Raw genomic sequence first — 18801 nt, forward strand, 5'->3', positions numbered from 1 at the left:
TTCGTTTTATCCCCCGGACCGATTCCCGAGGACCCCATGCTCACCATCACCGCCACCACGCCGCCCGACTCGCTGTGCCGAGTGGACACCCCCGATCGGCCGCCGCTGCGCGTCGGACTGGTCCAGCACCGCTGGCACGACGACGAACGGGCGTTGCGCGCCGAACTCACCGAGGGCATCGCCACCGCCGCCGGCCTGGGCGCACGCGTCGTGTTCCTGCCCGAACTCACCCTCAGCCGCTACCCGGCCGACACACCCGGCGGCACCGACGCCGCCCGGACCGCCGAAGACCTGCGGACCGGCCCGACCGTCGCCTTCGCCGCGGCCGCCGCCTCCGCCCACGGCGTGTTCGTGCACGCTTCCCTCTACGAACGCGCCGACGGCTCCGACGGACTCGGCTACAACACCGCCGTCCTCGTCTCCCCGGCCGGCGAGCCGGTGGCCCGCACCCGGAAGCTGCACATCCCCGTGACCGCCGGATATCACGAGGACACCTACTTCCGGGGCGGACCGGCCACCGACCCGTATCCCGTCCACACCCCCGACGGCCTCGACGGCGCCCGCATCGGCATGCCGACCTGCTGGGACGAGTGGTTCCCGGAGGTGGCGCGCGCGTACTCGCTCGCCGGGGCCGAGATCCTCGTCTACCCGACGGCGATCGGTTCCGAACCCGACCATCCCGAGTTCGACACCCGTCCGCTGTGGCAGCAGGTGATCGTCGGAAACGGCATCGCCAACGGCACGTTCATGATCGTGCCGAACCGGTACGGCTGCGAGGGAGCCGTGACCTTCTACGGCTCCTCGTTCGTCTCCGATCCGTACGGCCGCATCCTGGTGCAGGCACCGCGCGACGAATCCGCCGTGCTGGTAGCCGATCTCGACCTCGCGCAGCGCCGGGACTGGTTGTCGCTGTTCCCGTTCCTGACCACGCGCCGCCCGGACACCTACGGCTCGCTGACCGCGCCGGTGGATGCGCACGCCCCCTTCGGGGCCACGCGATGAGCTGGCGCATGCCCGCGGAGGGCGAACCGCACGAGCGCACGTGGATGGCCTTCCCCACCGAGGGATACTCGCTGGGCGACACCGCGGAGGAGCACCACGAGGCCCGCGCCACGTGGGCCGCGGTCGCGCATGCCGTCGCCGAGTTCGAACCCGTCACGGTGGTGGCCGATCCCGGCCAGGTCGACGCGGCGCGCCGATACCTGTCCCGCGACGTCGAACTGATCGAGGCTCCGCTGAACGACGCCTGGATGCGCGACATCGGGCCGACCTTCGTCCTCGACGACGACGGCCGCCGCGGCGGAGTCGACTGGGTGTTCAACGGGTGGGGCGCCCAGGACTGGGCCCGCTGGGACCACGACGCCCGGATCGCGTCGTTCGTGCTCGAGCGCGCCGGCGTCGAGCGCGTCGCCTCGATGCTGGTCAACGAGGGCGGCGGCATCCAGGTCGACGGTCTCGGCACCGTCCTGCTCACCGAGACCGTCCAGCTCGACCCCGGGCGCAACCCGCACCTGGACAAGGCCGCGGTCGAAGCGGAACTGCGGCGCACCCTCGGCGCGACCTGCGCGATCTGGCTGCCGCGCGGGCTGACGCGGGACCAGGAACGCTACGGCACCCGCGGGCACGTCGACATCGTCGCCGCGATCGCGTCCCCGGGTGTGGTCCTCGTCCACGACCAGCGCGACCGGGACCACCCGGACTTCCACGTCACCGCCCAGATCGTCGACCGGCTGCAGCACACGACCGACGTCCGCGGCGAGCCGTGGTGCATCGTCCGGGTGCCGGCCCCGGCCACGGTGCGCGACGACGAGGGCTGGGTGGACTACAGCTACATCAACCACTACGTCGTCAACGGCGGGGTGATCGCCTGCCGCTTCGGCGACCCCGCCGACGACGAGGCCGCGGAGATCCTGGCGGCCGCGTATCCGGGCCGGCGCGTCGTGGGAGTGGACGCCCGGCCGCTCTTCCGCCGCGGGGGCGGCATCCACTGCATCACCCAGCACCAACCGCGGTGACGGGTCCGGCGGTGCCGCCGCGCCGGCACCGCCGGCCCGTCCGTTGAACAGCGCCCGGAGCAGATTCCCGGGCCGGGTCGGTGGTTCGCTACCGTGCGGCCGTACGGGACGCGGTGAAGGGCGTCGGACCCGTGATCGCCACGTTCCCCGGGCGCTCATCGGGGACGAGCACACAGTGGGTACGGCCGTAGACGGTGTACATGCACTTGTTGTTGTGGTTGCACCGTCCGGTCACCGTGTGGTCCGCGCGGATGCGCTCGATCAGATCCGGCTCCCGCAGCAGCGCGCGCCCCATGGCGACGAAGTCGAACCCCTCCCGCATTCCGGTGGTGATGTGGTCGTAGTTGTTGATCCCGCCCAGGAGGATCAACGCGGTGTGCTCCATGACGGGAACGAACTGGCGAGCGGACTCGAGCATGTACAGATCCTCGTAGGGATACGAACCCAGCGCCCGTTTGCCGAACAGGCGCACACCCGTCCTGAAGGGTTCCTTCATGACCGACGCGAACTCGTCGACAGGCACGTCGCCGCGGAACAGGTACATCTGCTTGAAGAAGGACGAGCCCTGCGTCAGCTCGAGCGCATCGAGGTTGCGGTCCTGGTCGAGCAATTGCGCTGTGCGAAGGGACTCGGTGAGCCAGATGCTGCCGCGGATCCCGTCGTCCATGCTCATTTTCGCGGTGACAGCCACTCGCGTGCCGACCACCTCCCGCACCCGGTGGGCGATCTCACGGACGAAGCGGGAGCGATTGTCGATGCTGCCCCCGTACTCGTCCTTCCTGCGGTTCAGAAGCGGACTGAGAAACGAGCTCGGCAGATACAGATGGCCGAAGTGCAGTTCGATCGCATCGAACCCGGCCTCGGCCGCGACGGCGGACGCCTCACCGAATTGATCGACGACCTTCTGGATCTCGGCTCGATCGATTTCGCGGCAGTACTCGAAAGACGAAGGGTTGATCACCCGGCTCGGTGCCATCGCGGTGACGCCTGTGATCTTCTTCGAGGCCACCACACCGGCGTGGCCGAGTTGAGCGGAGATTGCGCCACCGGCCTCGTGGACGGCATCCGTCAGCTTCCGCAGGCCGGGAAGCGCCTGCCGGTTCATCAGTATCTGACCGGGCGCGCTGGCGCCCTCGGGAGCCACACAGCAGTACGCGACCGTCGTCATGCCCACCCCACCGCGGACGAAGCCGAGGTGGAAGTCGATCAGGTCGTCGGTGACCAGACCTTCGGGTGAACGCCCCTCCGATGTCGCGGCCTTGACGATGCGGTTGCGGAGCCGGACAGGGCCCAACGTCGCGGGGGCGAACGGATCCCGGGGCGCGGTGGCCGACCCGGTCGAGGTTTCCGAAACGGTCATGGCGAGCAGCCCTCCCGACTGAGTGGATGTGACCCCACTTACATTCCGCAGGCAGCCGTGGCCGTGTCAACGAGCGTCCCTCTCAGCGGACACCGCACGGGCTCGGCGCTCGTCCGGACGGCGGACCCCGGCGACGGTGCGCGACGAAGAGGGCCGCCCTTCCACCGCGGGGCGACATCCACTGCGTCTCCGAGCACCGACCGCGACGGTCGTCGCCGGCGCTGTCCGGTGTCGGCGAAGACGGCCCCCGTGACCCGTCCCCCCTCTACTGTGTCCTCGGGACGGCCCACGGCGCGTGCGGGAGGTTTCCTGTGACGGAGGAACGGCTCGATACCGGGGCGGCGGATCGGATCGTCGGTTCGATCGTCGACTCGACCGGGATCTCGCGCGCCAAAACTTTTCCCGCGCACATGCTTTCGTGGTTCATCGAGGTCGGTGCGGGGGCGTCGCCGAGCTGGGCGGTGTTCTGCGTCGACGACCACCTGGCGTTCACACCGTCGCTGTCGGTGACGGGTGATCTGCGGCTGCGGATCGACCGCGACCGGCTCCGGCGTATCGGCGACGGGATCCGATGGGCTCCTGCCGGCCTGTACGACCAGAACGGGACACGGTCGTCGCTGTGCACCCGCGGGGTGCTCGAACGCGTCGTCGACGCTCTCGCCGGGATCGGGGTGCAGGCCCGGATCGGGCACGAGGTGGAGTTCACGCTCGTCGGCGGGCACGGCGAGTGGGCCGCGTACGGACTCGGCGCCGTCCTCGGGCAGGACGAGTTCGTCGCCGACCTGCTGCGTGCCGCCGCAGGCGCCGGACTGGGGATCGAGCAGATCCACGCCGAGGCGGGCGCGCAGCAGTTCGAACTGTCCCTGTCCCCCACCGACCCGGTCGGCTCGGCCGACGACCTCGTTCTCGCGCGCATCCTGATCGGTCGCACCGCGCGCGCCCACGGGATGCGCGCGTCGTTCTCGCCCGTGCCCGTCGCCGGCGGGTCGGGCAACGGCGCCCACGTCCACGTGTCCTTCACCCGGGACGGGCGGCCGCTGCTGTCCGGTGGCGCCGGCCCGCACGGGATGACGGACGCGGGCGGCAGCGTCGTCGCCGGCATCCTGCGCGCCCTCCCCGACCTCGGCGCCGTCCTCACCGGGTCCGTGCTCTCGCACCTGCGGCTGCGGCCGGGCATGTGGGCGGGCGCCTGGTGCTGCTGGGGACTCGAGAACCGCGAGGCCGCGGTGCGGCTGTGCGCCCTCACGCCTGGGAATCCGCACGGCGCGCATCTCGAGGTGAAGCCGGTGGATCCGTCGGCGAACCCGTACCTCGCCTGCGCGGCGATCCTCGGGGCCGCGCACGCCGGCCTCGTCGGTGCACTGCCGCTGCCGGCGGAGGTCCCGGTCGATCCCGTCCGGCTGACCGACGCCGAACGCGCCGCGCTCGGGGTCGACCTCCTGCCCACGAGCCCCGACGACCTGCTCGCGGCCCTCGCCTCGTCGCGGCTCGCCGGTGACCTGTTCGGGCCGTCGCTGCGCGAGGCGCTGCTCGCGGTGAAGAGCTACGAGTACGGCGAGTACCGCGCGCGGCCACCCGCCGAACTCGCGGAGCGGTTCCGTTTCGCATGGACCACCTGAGGGCGTGGCGAATTTCACCGTAACGGGCGTGCCGGGTTTGTCGATCTACGGCCGTCGGCAACTGCGGACAGTCGACACCTGTGGAGAACGGACGACCATGCACAATCCCGAGTCGGTGGACCCCCTCGCGTCCACCCAGCCCATCGCCAAGCTGCTCGTCCCGGGCGAGCCGGCCGCGGCGCCGGCGTCGCACTCCGCGGCGCGGGTCCCGGCCTCCGGCGCCGAGGTCCGACGCGTCAAACGGCTGACCTACGGCGACGAGCCCCGCGGGCGCTCGTGGCGACCGGATCTGTGGACGGTCGTCGGCGTGCTGGCCGTGCTGCTGGCGGTCGCGTTCGTCGTCGTCGCGGTACTCGTCTCGGGGAACCGGTCGCAACCGTCGTACCGGCCCGGTTACGCACCGTCGGGCATGGGCGCTGCGTCCGTGCCCGTCGCAGCCGTCGCGTGAGGATCCACGACCTGCCCTCCTCCCGCTGAGCGGGATCGCCGGAGGGTCGCCGCACTCCCGGGGCAGCAGCATCGACCTGCTGACCGAGTAGGAGGAGTGAATCGATGAGTGAATTCGAAGGCCGGGTCGCGCTGATCACGGGCGGGGCACGCGGGCAGGGACGCAGCCACGCGGTGGCGCTGGCCGAGCGCGGCGCCGACATCGTGCTGTGCGACCGGTGTGCCGACAGCCCGGTGGTGCCGTACCCGCTGGCCACCGAGGCCGACCTGGAGGAGACCGCGGAGGCGGTGCGCGCGACCGGGCGCCGGTGCCTCACCGCGAAGCTGGACACCGCGGACCGCCCGGCGATGGACGAACTCGTCGCGCGGGCGCACGCGGAGTTCGGCCGGATCGACATCGCGGTGGCGAACGCCGGAGTGTCGGTCGCCGCCCCGATCCAGTCGATGACCGAGGCACAGTGGGCCGAGGCGATCGGCTCGAACCTGACCGGGGTGTTCAACACGGTCGGGTCGGTGGCACCCGGCATGGTGGAGCGTGGGTACGGCCGGATCGTGACGATCTCGTCGATGCTCGGGCGCGCGGGCAGCACCAACATGGCGGCGTACAGCGCGTCGAAGTGGGGCGTGATCGGCCTGACCAAGAGCGCCGCGCTGGATCTGGCTCCGCACGGGATCACGGTGAACGCGATCGCCCCCGGGAACATCTCGACGCCGATGATCCACAACGACTTCCTCTACGGCCTGATGCGCCCGGACCTCGAGCACCCCGGCGCCGACGACGTGGCGCCGGTCTTCCAGAGCCTGCACGCACAGCCGGTGCCGTGGCTCGATCCCGCGGAGATCACCCGCGTGGTGCTGTTCTTCGCCGCCGAGGCGAGCGCCCACATCAGCGGCACCGTGCTGCCGGTCGACGCCGGCAACGCGGGCCGGGTAACCGGATAGGCGCCTCCGGCGCCGGTGCGTCCTTTGGGCGGCCAGGGCAGCCCAAAGGACGCACCGGGGGCGTCAGCCCCAGCGGGACTGACCGCCGTCGAGGGGGATGGTCGCGCCGGTGAGGTAGCCGGCGTCCTCGCCGACGAGGAAGACGACGGCCCGGCCGATGTCGGTCTCGGGATCGCCGATGCGACGCAGGGGGATTCCGGCGCGGAACTCCTCGGCCTCCTCGGGGTTGCGTTCCATCCACCGCTCGAGTCCCGGCGACAGGGCGTGGGGGGCGATGGCATTGACGCGGATGCCGTCGACGCCCCACTCGCACGCCGCGGCACGGGTCAGCGACCGCATGCCCTCCTTGATCGATCCGTAGACGCCGTAGTTGCTCGCGTCCCACCGGACCGCCGCCGAGGTGACGAGGTTGACGATCGATCCGCCCCCGCGTTCCTTCATCACCGGGTAGCAGGCCCGCATCAGCCGCAGCGTCGCGAGCGGTCCGGTGGCGAAGGACCGCTCGAACTCGTCGTCGGTGAACGACAGCAGCGGTCCGGGCCGGCAGTCGTTGGCGTTGTTGACCAGGATGTCCACGCCGCCGAAGTGCTCGACGGTGCGCTGGACCGCCGCGTCGACGTCGTCGGGGTTGCTGACGTCGCAGCGCACGGCGAGTGCCTTGCCGCCGAGCTCCTCGATCGCCTCGGCCGTCGAGATCACCTTGGATTCGGTGCGGCCCGCCGCCGCGATCCGCACGCCCTCCTTGGCGAGGGCGAGGGCGATGCCCCGGCCGATCCCCTGCCCCGCGCCCGTGATGAGCGCGACCTTGCCGTCCAGCTTGCTCATGTGTCCTGCTCCGGTTCTCTCGCCACTTCGGAAGTCCTGGTGCGTCCCAGGCTCCCCGTCCACTATCCTTGACCAAGCACTTGCTTGTCTATGTCGGTTTCCACCGTCGCCCGCGAAAAGCGTCGGACGGCAAGCAGTCTCGAACCGCTCCGAACTCGCAGAAAGGTAGCCACGTGCACCTTCCCAATCCTGCCGACCACACCGGGCGCGCCGTGATCGTCACCGGCGGCACCAAGGGCATCGGCTTCGTCGTCGCCGAGCACTTCCTCGCCGCCGGCGCCGACGTCCTGGTCTGCGCCCGCAACGAACCCGAGACGCTGCCCTCGGTCGACGGCCGCAGCGCCGCGTTCCGGGCCGTCGACGTGCGCAACCCGGCCGACGTGGCCGGCCTCGTCGACGACACCGTCGCCCGGTTCGGCCGGCTCGACGTGCTCGTCAACAACGCCGGCGGGTCGCCGGACGCCGACGCCGCCACCGTCTCCCCGCGCTTCGTGGAGAAGATCGTCGCACTGAACCTGCTCGCCCCGTTCTACGCCGCGCAGGCCGCCAACCGGGTGATGCAGGAACAGCCCGAGGGCGGCGCGATCGTCAACATCGGCAGCGTCTCGGCGCACGACCCGCAGCCCGGCACCGCCGCCTACACCGCCGCCAAGGCCGGCCTGCTGGGCCTGACGAAGGCTCTCGCCCTCGAATGGGCCCCGAAGGTGCGCGTCAACCACATCACCACCGGCCTGATCCGCACCGAGGCCGCCGCGTCGGTGTACGGCGACGACGGCGGCGCCGCCGTGACCCGGACCCTGCCGATGGAGCGGATGGCGGTCCCGTCGGACATCGCCCGGGCCTGCCTGTTCCTCGGCAGCGACCTGGCGGCCTACGTCAACGGCGCCGACCTCGCCGTCCACGGCGGCGGCGAGTTCCCGGCCCGGTACATGGCCCTGCACGGGAAGTGACCGCGCGGATCGGTGCCCGGATGCCGGGCACCGATCCCACGTCACGCGAACGACGCCCGCGCCCCCGAGATCACGGCCCGTCCGTCCCCGACCACCTCGAACGCCACGTCGTCGCGTCCACCCCAGGCCCGCAACTCGGCGACGTCGCCGGGGAACACCGGCGCCGCGAAGCGGCCCTGCAGCGCGGTGAGATCCGCCGGATGCGCACCGACGAGCCGCGCCAGCGGCAATGTCGCCGCCGCGAGCGTGCACAGCCCGTGCATGATCGGACGCGGTTGCCCGATCCGCGCGGCCGCCTCCGGGTCGATGTGGATGTGGTGCCGGTCGCCGGTGAGCCGGTAGAGCGCGGCCTGGTTGGCGGCGGTGACCAGAGGCGCGGTCAGCTCCGGCTCGCCCTGCGGGGCCGCCGGCTTCGACGGGCCGCGCTCGCCGCCGAACCCACCCGCGCCGGGCGCGAAGATCGACCAGGTCGCGACGAAGTACTCGCACTCGACCCGGACCTCGAACACGGCCGCGGCGCCCTTGTCCCACACCTCACCCACCGACGCCCGCAGCTCCACCTCGCCGCGGCGCGGCAGCGGAGCCAGCACGGTCAGCTCCTGCGAGCCGTGCAGCGCGGTGCCGGTGTCGAACGCGCCCCGCGAGCCCAGCTCGTCCGGCGCCCACTGGGCGAGGGTCAGCGCGAACGTCGGCAGCACCCGCAGCCGGTCCTCGAGCACCAGGTCCAGGTCGGTGGCCGGCTGGGCGCCGACGGCGAGCGCGTACAGGATCGCGTCGCGCTCGTCGTAACTCACCGTGCGGGTGCCCAGGTCGGCGCCGCGCCACGCACCGGCCTTCTGCTCCACTGCCGTCATGTCGTGTCCTTCCGGTTCAGGCCGCGCCGAGGATCAGGCCGGAGGTGGGAACCGCGGTTCCCGCCGTCACCAGCACGTTCTCGACGCCGTCGGGTTGGTTGGTGGAGGTGCCGCGCAGCAGGCGCACCGCCTCGGCGATGCCGTTGACGCCGTGCAGATACGCCTCGCCGACCTGCCCGCCGTGGGTGTTGGACGGCAACCGGCCGCCGAGCTCGAGATTGCCCTCGCGGATGAAGTCCTTCGCCTCGCCGGGGCGGCAGAAGCCGAGTTCCTCGAGCTGCGGCAGCACCAGCGGGGTGAAGTGGTCGTAGAGGATCGCGGCGTCGATCTCGTCCGGGCTCAGGCCGCTCTGCGCGTAGAGCTGGCGGCCGACCAGACCCATCTCCGGGATGCCGGAGATGTCCGGACGGTAGTAGCTGGTCATCATGTGCTGGTCCTTGCCGGAGCCCTGCGCGGCGCCCTTGACCAGGACCGGTGTGTGCCGCAGGTCCCGGGCCCGCTCGGCGGAGACGACGACGAGCGCCTGCCCGCCGTCGGTTTCCTGGCAGCAGTCGAGCAGGTGCAGCGGCTCGGCGATCCACCGCGAGTTCTGGTGGTCCTCGAGCGTGATGGGCTTGCCGTAGAACCACGCCGCGGGGTTGTTCGCGGCGTGCTTGCGGGCGACGACGGCGACCCGGCCGAAATCCTCGCTCGTGGCACCGTACTGGTGCATGTACCGGCGGGCGAACATCGCGACCCACTGGGCGGGAGTCGCCAGTCCCTGCGGGGTCAGCCACGCGTAGGCCGCGCGGTCGGCGGTCGAATCCATCGGCCGGTCGTGCTGGCCGAGACCGAACCGGACCCCGGAACGTTCGTTGAACGCACGGTAGACCACGACGACCTCGGCGACGCCCGTCGCGACGGCCATCGCGGCCTGCTGCACGGTCGCGCAGGCCGCCCCGCCGCCGTACCCGATGCGGGAGAAGAACTTCAGTTCCCCGAGTCCGCAGTTGCGGGCGACGAGGATCTCGCCGTTGGTCTCCATCGTGTAGGTGGCCAGGCCGTCGACCTCGGACGGGTCGATGCCGGCGTCGGCCAGCGCCGCGACGATCGCCTCGCACGCGAGCTGCAGCTCGGAGCGGCCGGACTTCTTGGAGAACTCGGTGGCGCCGATGCCGACGATCGCGGCGGCACCGGAGAGCGGGGTGGTCATCGGGTTCCTCCCGGCCGGTCGGTGAAGGCGATCGTGACGGTGCCGGCGGCGTGGTCGCCGAGGCTGTTGGCGCCGCGGACGCGGACCTCGACGAGCCCGTCGGACTTGCCGACCACCTCACCGGTCATCGTCATGGTGTCGCCGGGGTAGTTCGGTGCGCCCAGGCGGATCTTCACCCGCCGCACCACGGCGCACGGACCGGCCCAGTCCGTGACGAACCGGCCCACCAGGCCGTTGCTGGTGAGGATGTTCATGAACACGTCCTTCGATCCGCGCTCGCGGGCGAGTTCGGGATCGTGGTGGACGTCCTGGAAGTCGCGGGTCGCGAGGGCGGTCGCGACGATCAGGGTGCGGGTGAGCGGGATCGCGAGTTCGGGCAGCACCTCGCCGATCTCGATGTCGTCGTAGCTGCGGTCCGTGGACACGGTGGCGGTCATGCCACCACCTCGACCCCGGCAGCGAGCTGGGCACCGAGCCGCGCCAGATCCGACGCGGACCCGCCGAGGGTGGCGCCGATCTGCTTGCCCCACAACAGGTGCCGATGCACCGGATAGTCGGTGTCGACGCCCATTCCGCCGTGCACGTGCGTCGTGCGGTGCACGACGCGCTGACCGCCGTCGGTGGCCCACCACTTGGCGACGAGCACCGATGTGCCCGGGTCCGCGCCCTCGGTGAGCAGCCACGCCGCCTGCCACAGCGTCACCCGCATGGCCTCGAGGTCGATGTAGCAGTCGGCGAGCTGATGGCCCACCGCCTGGAACGTCGCGAGCGGACGCCCGAACTGCATGCGCCCGTTGAGGTAGGTGACGGCCTGCTCGACCGCCCCGGCACCGACACCGAGCTGCAGGGCGGCGAGCGCGAGCTCGACGCGGTCGAGCAACCACTGCACCGCGGTGCCGTCGGCGGGGCCGAGCAGCTCGGCGGGCGCCGCGTCGAACGTGACGTTGCCGCAGATCTCCCACGTGGTGGACTGCGTCTGCTCCACGGCGACACCGTCACCGGCGAGGTCGACGACGAACAGCGCGGCACCGGCCGGCGTCGTCGCCGACACGATCGCGCGCTCCGCGACGTGGGTGACCGGGACGGCGGCCTTGGCGCCGGTCAGGTGCCACCCGCCGCCGGTCTCGGTCGCGGTGGTCGCCGGAGCGCCGTCGACGTACGGGCCGAACTCCTCGAGCCCGATCGTCAGGAACCGGCTGCCGTCGGCGACGCCGGGAACCAGCGCGGTGCGCTGCGCGTCGGTGCCGAACTCGACCACCGCCAGGGCGGCGAGCACGGACTGCCAGATCGGGACGGGCGCCACGTGCCGGCCCTGCTGCTCGAGCAGCACGTACAGCTCCGACAATCCGAGACCGCCGCCGCCGAGCTCCTCGGGCAGGGCGACGCCGAGCAGACCGGTGGTGGCGAGTTCGCGCCACAGCTCCCGGTCGACGCGCTCGTCGCCGAGCTCGACCTGCTTGACCCGGTCGATGCCGGCCTTGCCGGTGAAGACCTCGTGGGCGAGGCCGCGAATCGCTTCCTGCTCTTCGCTGAAGTTGAAATCCATCTACGAGTCCTCCCGTGCGGCCGGCCGGAACGCGGGCAGCGTCAAATCCGGGTCGGCGTCGATCCAGTCCAGTTCCACCGGCATGCCGATCTCCACCGCGTCCGGCGCGACACCGGTCATGTTCGCGATCAGGCGGGTGCCCTCCTCGAGTTCGATCGTCGCCACGACGAGCGGGTACTCGAAGCCGGGAATCTGCGGGTGGTGGTTGACCACGAAGCTGTAGACGGTGCCGCGGCCCGACGCGTCGACGGTGTCCCAGTCGAGCGAGCGGCACTGCCCGCACATCGATCCCGTCGGGTGCCGCAGGGTGCCGCACGACGTGCAGCGCTGGATCACCAGCCGGTGCTCCTTCGCCGCCTCGAACCAGAAGGCGTTGTCGGCGTTGAGCGCCGGGCGCGGACGCAGCCCCTTCGGCTTCGCCTGCGCCGCATCGTCAGGCTGCGCCGTGTCCTTCGGCTGCGCCGTGTCCTTCGGCCGGAAACGGAGGGTGCGCCACCGCTGGGTGGCGACGACCTCGCCGACGCCGTTGCGGTACGTCTTGAGCGTGGTCACGAAGTGCCCGGCACCGAGCCCGGTCCTCTTCTCCTCCGAGATCGACTCGATCACCTCGGTGAGCGAGACCCGGTCGCCGGGGCGCAGCTCGGTGAAGAACTCGAAGTCCGAGTCGGTGGCGACGACGGAGGTGAACCCGGCGGCGTCCAGGGTGGCGATCAGGTCGGTCCACACCTGCGACGGGTCGTTGTTCGCCATCTTGTCGGTGAAGGTGCGCATCGTCCACACCTGCGTCATGAGCGCGGGGGCGACGGCACCGTCACGGCCGGTGGCGCGGGCGGCCTCGTCGTCGAGGTAGATCGGGCAGGTGTCGCCCATCGTCTCGACCCAGTGCCGGATCATCGGGGTGTTGACCTCGTCCGGCCCCCACGTGGTGGGGGTCAGGGTCTGCCCCTCGAACGCCCGCAACGTGGTCAGCAGTTCGCTCACTTGACCCTCTTCTCCCGCACGAGGCCCAGGCCCATGGTGCCGACCATGTCGCGCAGGACCTCGTTGACGCCGCCGCCGAACGTGTTGACCATGCCCTGCCGGGAGATCTGCTCGATCTGACCGGCCAGCACCGCGCCCGGCGATTCGGGACGGATGCGACCGGCCGCGCCGAGGATGCCCAGCAGCGTCCGGTACACGTCGACGTGGGTCTCGGTGCCGTACACCTTGGTGGCACCGGCGTCCGCGCCCGAGAGGGTGTCGGCCGCGACGGCGGCGGTCATCTTCCAGTTCAGCAGCCGCATCGCCTCGAGCTTCGCGTGGGTGCGGGCGAATTCCTGCTGCACCCAGGGAATTTCGATGGCGCCGTTCTCCTTCGCCCAGTCCAGCACCTGATGCCACAGCCCGTAGGTGCGGCCGCCGATCGCGGCCAGGCCGATGCGCTCGTGGTTGAGCTGGGCGGTGATCAGCGGCCAGCCGCCGTTGATCTCCCCGACCACGTCCCGGTCGGGGACGCGGATGCCGCTGTAGTAGGTGGCGGTGACCGACAGGCCGCCGACGGTGTGGATCGGCGACCACGAGAACCCGGGCGCGTCGGTCGGCACCATGAGGATCGAGATCCCGCGGTGCTTGGGGGCGTCGGCGTCGGTGCGGCACGCCAGCCACACGTAGTCGGCCGTGTTGGCGCCCGAGGTGAAGATCTTGTTGCCGTCGACCACCCACTCGTCGCCGTCGCGCACCGCGCGGGTCTTCAGCGATGCCAGGTCGGTGCCGGCCTCCGGCTCGGTGTAGCCGATGGCGAAGACGATGTCGCCGGAGAGGATGCCGGGCAGGAAGCGGTCCTTCTGCTCCTGCGTGCCGTACTTCATCAGGGTCGGGCCGACCGTGTTGACGGTGACGAACGGGAACGGCAGGCCCGCGCGCTGCACCTCGTCGAAGAAGACGAACTGCTCCTCGATGGACCGGCCCTGCCCGCCGTACTCCGTGGGCCAGCCGATCCCCAGCCAGCCGTCCTTGCCGAGCAGCGTGACGACCTCGCGGAAGTGCTCGCCCCCCACTCCCTGCTCACCGGCGCGGCGACGCTTGTCCTCCGGCAGCAGCGACGCGAAGTAGGCGCGCAGCTCCCTCCTGAGCGCGACCTGCTCCGGGGATTCCTTCAGATCCATCGCGAATTCTCCTAGCGACCGAATGTCGTTGTGACCTCGGACGCTAGTCAGCGGGGCCGCCGAGCGGGCGGACCGTCTCGGACAGCGGGAACCGCCCGGTCAGACCCGGCCGAGGCGTTCGGCACAGGCGGCCATCTCGTCGACGACCCGGTTCAGCGTCCCGGCCTTCGGCGACGCCGACAGCACCATCCGCGTGGCCCCGAGGGCGCGGGCCCGGTCGATGCGGGCCTCGTCGAGCCGCGGCAGCGTCGCCCCGAGCACCAGTTCCACGGCGCCGGGATCGCGGCCGGCCGACTCGGCGGCGCGGCGCATCTGCCCGATCGCCCGATCGAGATCCTCCCCGGCCAGGCCGAGCGGCTGGAATCCGTCGCCGAGGCGACCGGCCCGGCGGGCCGCGGCGGCGCTGTGCCCGCCGATGTACAGCGGCACCCCGCTCTCGCGGTGCGGCTTCGGCCAGCTGTGGGCGCCGCGGAAGGAGTAGAACTCGCCGTCGAAGTCCGCTCCCGCCGGGTCGGTGCCGGCCCACAGGGTGCGCATCACGGCGATCGCCTCGTCGGCGGTCTTTCCGCGCCGGTCGAAGTCGCCGCCGCACGCCTCGATCTCCTCCCGCATCCAGCCCAGCCCCAGGCAGATCCGGACGCGGCCGCGGGAGAGCCGGTCGAGGGTGGCCAGGCGCTTGGCCAGCACCACCGGATGGTGGTTGGGCAGCACCAGCACGCCCGTGGCGAGACCGAGGTCGGTGGTGGCACCGGCGACGAACGACAGCAGCTCGAGCGGGTCGGGCAGGTCGCAGTCGTCGGGCAGGTGGGACTTGCCGGTCGGCGAGTACGGATACGCGCTGCCGGTGTTCGCGATCACCACGGAGTGCTCGACGGCGGAGATCTCGTCGAACCCCAGTTTCTCCGCGGCACGCGCGAATTCGAGGATCCACTCGGGGTCCCCGCTGTGTCCCAGCTCGATCGGCACCACCACACCCAGCTTCACGTACGTCCGTCCTCTCGTGCCGCCGCTCCCCGAGCGGTCGTCTCCTCGATCAGTTTCGGCGCCCACACCACCTTGCCGAGCAGCCGGTCCGCCTCGGGCGCGGTCGCCAGCCACACCGCGGCGGCGGCGGGCACCGTCGCCGGCACGGCCTCGAATCCGGCGTCCTCGACGGCGCGCGTGCCGCCCCGGGCCCGGCCGGCCTCGGTGACGACGAACCCGGGGCTGAGGTTGAACGCCCGGATCCCGCGGCCCCGGTACTCGGCGTTGATCATCCCGGCGATCCGGGCGAACGCGGCCTTCGACGCGGCGTACGACAGGCCCCAGCCGCCCTCCCCCGGTGGGGCGGGCGGGTCGATCGCCGCCGACCCGGACACCAGATCGATCACCACACCGCTGCCGCGGTCGAGCATCGCCGGCAGCACCGTCTGCATCAACGCCACCTGGTGCAGGTAGTTGCCGTCGATCATGGCGGCGGCGTCGGCGAGGTCGATGTCGAGCAGCCGGTCCATGTTCCCCGCGGTCTGCGCGTACGCGTTGGCGACCAGCACGTCGACCCGGCCCCACGCGTCCAGGACGCGCCGGCCCGCGCCGCGCACCGATTCGACGTCGAGCAGGTCCATCGGGACGGGCAGCGCCCGCACTCCCAGTGCCTCGATCTCCGCGGTGGTGGTCTCGAGGCTGCCGGGCACGGCGATGGGTTCGTCGCCGTCGCGGCGGCTGCGGGGCGGCACGGCGCCCTGGCCCTCGCGGACCGTGCGGGCGGTGACGGCGACGTCGAAGCCCGCACGGGCGAACGAGAGGGCGGTCTCGCGTCCGATGCCGCGGCTGGCGCCCGTGACGAGGGCGACGCGGGTGCCGGGCATCGGCTACACGCTCAGCAGCCGCTGCCGGCCGTGTGCGGCGAATTCCTCGTCCAGGGCGGCCTTGTCGGCCTCGCTCATCGCGGTGTACTCCGGCGCGCCGCGTCCCACCCACCGGTACACGAGCTCGGTGGTGTGCCAGCGCTGCGCCTGCAGCTCGCGCTTGAGGACCTTGTTCGAGCCGGTCACCGGCAGGTTCGTCGACACCCGCACGAACCGGGGAATCGCCTTCGACCCGAGATCGGCTTGGCCGGTGAGGAATTCGGCGAGCTCGGCCGGGTCGAAGTCGGTGAGCGAGGCGACCTCGATCGCCGCCATCACCTGATCGCCCGACCGCGGGTCCGGCACCGCGTAGACACCGGTGGTCACGACCTTCGGGTGCCGGCGCAGGACCCGCTCGATCATCAGCGCCGAGGTGTTCTCGCCGTCGACCCGGATCCAGTCGCCCTTGCGGCCCGCGAAGTAGATGAAGCCGGCCTCGTCGACGTAGCCGAGGTCGCCGGTCCAGTACCACCCGTTGCGGATCCGCTCGGCGTCGGCGACGTCGTTCTTGTAGTAGCCCTCGAAGGCGCGGGCGCCCTCCTTGTTGATCATCTCGCCGATCGCCTCGTCCGGGTTGAGCACCCGGCCGTGCTCGTCGAGCACCGCGCGGGCACACTCGGCGAACGTGTCGGGATTCACCACCGCGATCCCGGCGTGCGCGGGCCGGCCGAGCGCGCCCTCCGGCGCCGCCGGATCGAGCCGGACCGAACCGGCGCCCTCGCTCGAGCCGTACCCCTCGAACAGCACCGCGCCGAACCGGCGCACGAACTCGGCCTTGTCCTCCGGCGAGGCCTCGGTGCCGAAGCCCCGCTCGAGCCGGTTGTCGGCGTCGTCGGGCTGTTCGGGGGTGGCCATCAGGTAGGCCAGGGCCTTGCCGACGTAGGTGAAGAACGTCGCGCCGAAGAACTTCACGTCGGGCAGGAACCCGGACGCGGAGAACTTGCGGGTCAGGCACACCGTCGCACCGTTGGCCAGGGCCGGGGCCCACAGCGCCATCAGCGCGTTGCCGTGGAACAGCGGCATGCAGCAGTAGTCCACGTCGTCGCGGTGGTGCCCGTACTTGGCGGTGTTGGCGTACGCGAGCCGCGACAACCGGCCCTGGGAGCACTTGACGGCCTTGGACCGGCCGGTGGTGCCGGAGGTGAACAGCAGCAGGAACAGGCTGTCCTCGTCGACGCCGTCGGCGATCGCCGGTTCCACCCGCTCGAGGCGGGCCGCGTAGCCGGGATCGTCGATCAGCAGGAAGCGGTCCTCGCCGAGGCCCAGGTCGAGGCCGCGCAGCTTCGCCATCCCGGCGGTGTCGGTGACGATGAGCTGGCAGTCCACGTAGCGGACCTCGGCCTCGAGTTCCGCCGCGCCGCGCGTGGGATTGATGCCGACGACCGTCGCGCCCGCCAGCGCGGCCCCGCCGAGCCAGAACAGGAAGTCCGGGACGTTGTCGAGGAGGATCCCGATGTGGAACGGGCCGTCGCCGCGCAGCGACCGCGCGAGAGCGCCACGCGCGGCGCTCTCGCGCACCACGGCGTCCCACGTCCAGTCCTGCTCCCGGGTCCGCAGGCCGAGCCGGTCGTCGCCGACGCGGTCGAGCAGCATCTCGGCGATGGTGGCGCGCTGCACGCCCGCTTCCGTCGCGGCGGTGCCGGGGTTCACGGTGCTCGTCATCGTTGCGGCTCCCTTCACGCCGTCCGGAGCACGCAGTGGGTGCCCCCGTAGATGGCGGTCATGCACTTGTTGCAGTGGTTGCACAGCGACGCGGCGTCCGCGTCCTCCTGCATGCGGTTGACGAGGTCCGGGTCGCGCAGCAGCGCCCGCGCGGCGGCGACGAACTGGAAGCCCTCGGCCATCGCCTCGTCGATGATCGCCCGGTTGGTGATGCCGCCGAGCAGCACCAGCGGCATCTTCAGCTGCGACCGGAACTGCTTGGCGTCCTCGAGCAGGTAGCCGTCGCGGTAGGGGTATTCACGCAGGAAGTGCTTGCCCACCAACTGGATTCCCAGCTTCGTCGGCTGCGGCATCACGGCGGCGAAGTCGCGCAGCGGCGCGTCGCCCTTGAACAGGTACATCGGGTTGAGCAGCGAGCTGCCGGCGGTCAGCTCGAGGGCGTCGAGCGAGCCGTCGGCCTCGAGCCACTTGGCGACCTGGATCGACTCGTCGAGCCAGAAGCCGCCGGGCACACCGTCGTCCATGTTGAGCTTGGCGAGGATCGCGATCTTGTCGCCGACGGCGTCGCGGACGGCGCGGGCGGCCTCCCGCGCGAAGCGGGCGCGGTTCTCCAGCGACCCGCCGTACTCGTCCTTGCGCTTGTTGATCTTCGGGCTCAGGAACGAGCTGATGAGGTAGTTGTGCCCGAAGTGGATCTCGACGGCGTCGAAGCCGGCCTCGACGGCGCGGCGCGCGGCCTCGGCGTGGCCCTCGGTGATGCGGGCGATGTCCGCCTTGGTGGCGGGCTTGCTGAAGTTCTGGGTCGTCATGCGGAAGGCGCGGCTCGGCCCGAGGGCCGGGGTGCCCAGGTACTTCGCAGCGGCGACCGGACCGGCGTGCCCGATCTGCGCGGAGACCGCGGCGCCCTCGTTGTGGATCGCGTCGGTGAGCTTGCGCATGCCGGGCCGGGTCTCGTCGGTCCACTGCAGCTGACCGGGGGCGGTGCGGCCGTCGGGTGCGACGGCGCAGTAGGCGACCGTCGTCATGCCGACGCCGCCGGCGGCGGGCCGGCGGTGGAACTCGATGAGCTCGTCGGTGACGAGCCCCTTCGGGGTCAGGCCCTCGAACGTGGCCGCCTTGATCACCCGGTTGCGCAGGGTCAGCGGGCCGAGCTTCGCGGGGGCGAAGGGATCGATCCTTGTCGTCGGGGTATCGAGAAATGTGGACATGCGGTTGCTCCTCCGGCAGCGATTCTGCGCCGAACGTAGCCCCGGCTGTCGGGTGGATCACGGTGAGTCCCGCTCAGTGGTAACCACTACCGCACCCACGGCCCGACGTGAGAAATTGCAGTGGCACGCCTCACACGCGGCCGCGGCCAGG

At 71.5% G+C, this 18801-nt stretch carries 18 protein-coding genes; 6 read left to right on the forward strand and 12 right to left on the reverse strand.

The window, feature by feature from the left end:
• The first annotated feature begins 36 nt into the window (after positions 1 to 36).
• Positions 37 to 1002: a nitrilase-related carbon-nitrogen hydrolase gene (locus tag LZP97_RS16045; RefSeq protein WP_017679888.1), complete on the forward strand. Its 966-nt coding sequence runs from the start codon at positions 37 to 39 to the stop codon at positions 1000 to 1002.
• Positions 999 to 2015 (forward strand): agmatine deiminase family protein, encoded by a 1017-nt coding sequence (locus LZP97_RS16050; RefSeq protein WP_017679887.1) that lies wholly within the window; start codon positions 999 to 1001, stop codon positions 2013 to 2015. The genes LZP97_RS16045 and LZP97_RS16050 overlap by 4 nt, the downstream gene beginning before the upstream one ends.
• A gap of 88 nt (positions 2016 to 2103) precedes the next feature.
• On the opposite strand, the gene LZP97_RS16055 is transcribed toward LZP97_RS16050, so the two are convergent.
• Positions 2104 to 3375, reverse strand: coding sequence for an NADH:flavin oxidoreductase (locus LZP97_RS16055; RefSeq protein WP_191902491.1), 1272 nt, complete (start codon positions 3373 to 3375; stop codon positions 2104 to 2106).
• Positions 3376 to 3686: 311 nt separating this feature from the next.
• Here LZP97_RS16055 and LZP97_RS16060 point away from each other — a divergent pair, with 311 nt between their 5' ends.
• The 3 genes from LZP97_RS16060 to LZP97_RS16070 all read left to right on the forward strand — a co-directional run bounded on the left by LZP97_RS16060 (position 3687) and on the right by LZP97_RS16070 (position 6383).
• Positions 3687 to 4994 carry a glutamine synthetase family protein gene (locus LZP97_RS16060; RefSeq protein WP_203011104.1) on the forward strand — a complete coding sequence of 436 codons (1308 nt, stop codon included), beginning with the start codon at positions 3687 to 3689 and terminating at the stop codon, positions 4992 to 4994.
• Between the two features lie 97 nt (positions 4995 to 5091).
• On the forward strand, positions 5092 to 5442 hold the full coding sequence (locus tag LZP97_RS16065) for a hypothetical protein (RefSeq protein WP_017679884.1): 351 nt from the start codon (positions 5092 to 5094) through the stop codon (positions 5440 to 5442).
• Positions 5443 to 5546: 104 nt separating this feature from the next.
• A complete protein-coding gene (locus LZP97_RS16070) occupies positions 5547 to 6383 on the forward strand; it encodes a mycofactocin-coupled SDR family oxidoreductase (RefSeq protein ID WP_048773248.1) in 837 nt (278 codons plus the stop codon).
• Positions 6384 to 6446: 63 nt separating this feature from the next.
• On the opposite strand, the gene LZP97_RS16075 is transcribed toward LZP97_RS16070, so the two are convergent.
• Complete coding sequence (locus LZP97_RS16075) at positions 6447 to 7208, reverse strand: SDR family NAD(P)-dependent oxidoreductase (protein WP_010596058.1); 762 nt, start codon at positions 7206 to 7208, stop codon at positions 6447 to 6449.
• A 173-nt stretch (positions 7209 to 7381) separates the two neighbouring features.
• Here LZP97_RS16075 and LZP97_RS16080 point away from each other — a divergent pair, with 173 nt between their 5' ends.
• Positions 7382 to 8158: an SDR family oxidoreductase gene (locus LZP97_RS16080; RefSeq protein WP_040270165.1), complete on the forward strand. Its 777-nt coding sequence runs from the start codon at positions 7382 to 7384 to the stop codon at positions 8156 to 8158.
• A 41-nt stretch (positions 8159 to 8199) separates the two neighbouring features.
• On the opposite strand, the gene LZP97_RS16085 is transcribed toward LZP97_RS16080, so the two are convergent.
• From LZP97_RS16085 to LZP97_RS16130, 10 genes are all read right to left on the reverse strand, one after another.
• Positions 8200 to 9012 (reverse strand): MaoC/PaaZ C-terminal domain-containing protein, encoded by an 813-nt coding sequence (locus LZP97_RS16085; RefSeq protein ID WP_010596060.1) that lies wholly within the window; start codon positions 9010 to 9012, stop codon positions 8200 to 8202.
• Positions 9013 to 9028: 16 nt separating this feature from the next.
• Complete coding sequence (locus tag LZP97_RS16090) at positions 9029 to 10204, reverse strand: lipid-transfer protein (RefSeq protein ID WP_010596061.1); 1176 nt, start codon at positions 10202 to 10204, stop codon at positions 9029 to 9031.
• Entirely contained in the window at positions 10201 to 10641 is a 441-nt protein-coding gene (locus LZP97_RS16095; RefSeq protein WP_010596062.1) for a MaoC family dehydratase, read from the reverse strand. The genes LZP97_RS16090 and LZP97_RS16095 overlap by 4 nt, the downstream gene beginning before the upstream one ends.
• Entirely contained in the window at positions 10638 to 11750 is a 1113-nt protein-coding gene (locus tag LZP97_RS16100) for an acyl-CoA dehydrogenase family protein (protein ID WP_010596063.1), read from the reverse strand. The genes LZP97_RS16095 and LZP97_RS16100 overlap by 4 nt, the downstream gene beginning before the upstream one ends.
• A complete protein-coding gene (locus tag LZP97_RS16105; RefSeq protein WP_234574816.1) occupies positions 11751 to 12731 on the reverse strand; it encodes a bifunctional MaoC family dehydratase N-terminal/OB-fold nucleic acid binding domain-containing protein in 981 nt (326 codons plus the stop codon). It lies immediately after the preceding gene.
• The gene (locus LZP97_RS16110) at positions 12728 to 13894 is read right to left on the reverse strand and encodes an acyl-CoA dehydrogenase family protein (RefSeq protein ID WP_234574818.1); all 1167 of its coding nucleotides are present in this window, start codon (positions 13892 to 13894) and stop codon (positions 12728 to 12730) included. Before LZP97_RS16110 ends, LZP97_RS16105 begins: the two co-directional genes overlap by 4 nt.
• A gap of 99 nt (positions 13895 to 13993) precedes the next feature.
• A complete protein-coding gene (locus LZP97_RS16115; RefSeq protein WP_234574819.1) occupies positions 13994 to 14878 on the reverse strand; it encodes an LLM class F420-dependent oxidoreductase in 885 nt (294 codons plus the stop codon).
• On the reverse strand, positions 14875 to 15741 hold the full coding sequence (locus LZP97_RS16120; protein ID WP_048773239.1) for an SDR family NAD(P)-dependent oxidoreductase: 867 nt from the start codon (positions 15739 to 15741) through the stop codon (positions 14875 to 14877). Before LZP97_RS16120 ends, LZP97_RS16115 begins: the two co-directional genes overlap by 4 nt.
• A gap of 3 nt (positions 15742 to 15744) precedes the next feature.
• A complete protein-coding gene (locus LZP97_RS16125; protein WP_099528056.1) occupies positions 15745 to 17442 on the reverse strand; it encodes an AMP-binding protein in 1698 nt (565 codons plus the stop codon).
• Positions 17443 to 17456: 14 nt separating this feature from the next.
• A complete protein-coding gene (locus LZP97_RS16130) occupies positions 17457 to 18650 on the reverse strand; it encodes an NADH:flavin oxidoreductase (protein WP_010596069.1) in 1194 nt (397 codons plus the stop codon).
• Positions 18651 to 18801 lie beyond the last annotated feature (151 nt).

Origin of the sequence: Rhodococcus sp. DMF-1, from assembly GCF_021441945.1 — a bacterium.
GTDB classification, from domain to species: Bacteria; Actinomycetota; Actinomycetes; order Mycobacteriales; family Mycobacteriaceae; genus Rhodococcus; species Rhodococcus ruber.